Origin of the sequence: Streptomyces sp. 6N223 (assembly GCF_052246635.1) — a bacterium.
Taxonomy (GTDB): Bacteria; Actinomycetota; Actinomycetes; order Streptomycetales; family Streptomycetaceae; genus Streptomyces.
The window spans coordinates 1-805 of sequence record NZ_JBQQCA010000157.1 but is presented as its reverse complement, the minus strand read 5'-3'; the positions used below and the strand labels follow the sequence as shown (position 1 = coordinate 805).

The following is an 805-nucleotide window of genomic DNA, read 5'->3' as shown; positions in this document are numbered from 1 at the left end:
TGGGGGGCCAGGGCGGTGGCGCAGTCGGTCAGGGCCTGGGCGAAGACGGGTGAGTGGTCCAGGAGCCGGGCACCCATGCGGGTCCACTGCGAGCCCTGACCGGGGTAGACGAACACCGTCCTGCCGGCGACAGCGTTCCCCGTCACCACGCCCGGGTGCGGCAGCCCGTCCGCCAACGCCGCCAGGCCGGCCAGCAACTCCTGCCGGTCCTCGCCCACGACCACGGCGCGGCGGTCGAGGCGCGCCCGGGTCCCCAGCGCGGCCGCCACAGCGCCGGGCGCGAGGTGGGGGCGTTCGGTGAGGTGGCCGTGCAGCCGCCGGGCGTATGCGCGCAGCGCGGCGTCGCCCTGGGCCGAGAGTGGCAGGGGCACGGGTCCGGTGGGCTCGTCGGCCGCCGCCTCGGGGGCGCGGGGCGCGGGCGTTGGAGGTTGTTCGAGGATGATGTGGGCGTTGGTGCCGCTGACGCCGAAGGAGGAGACGGCGGCCCGGCGGGGGCGTTGGTTCTCTGGCCAGGGCCGGGGCTGGGTCAGCAGCGCGACTGCCCCCGACGACCAGTCGACGTGTGGTGTCGGCTCGTCTGCGTGGAGGGTGGGGGGGAGGTGCCCGTGGTGGATGGCTTGGATCATCTTGATGATTCCGGCGACGCCTGCGGCTGCTTGGGTGTGGCCGATGTTGGATTTGATGGAGCCCAGCCAGAGGGGTTGGTCGTCTGGCCGGTCCTGGCCGTAGGTGGCCAGCAGTGCCTCCGCCTCGATGGGGTCGCCCAGCGTTGTGCCGGTGCCGTGGGCTTCGACGGCGTCGATGT

Annotated in this window: 1 protein-coding gene; it reads right to left on the bottom strand. The window is 73.9% G+C overall.

What is annotated here, in order from left to right; translation table 11 throughout:
* Positions 1–805 (bottom strand): ketoacyl-synthetase C-terminal extension domain-containing protein (locus ACTWQH_RS32800; protein ID WP_443290462.1); only part of this gene is annotated, 805 nt, incomplete at both ends.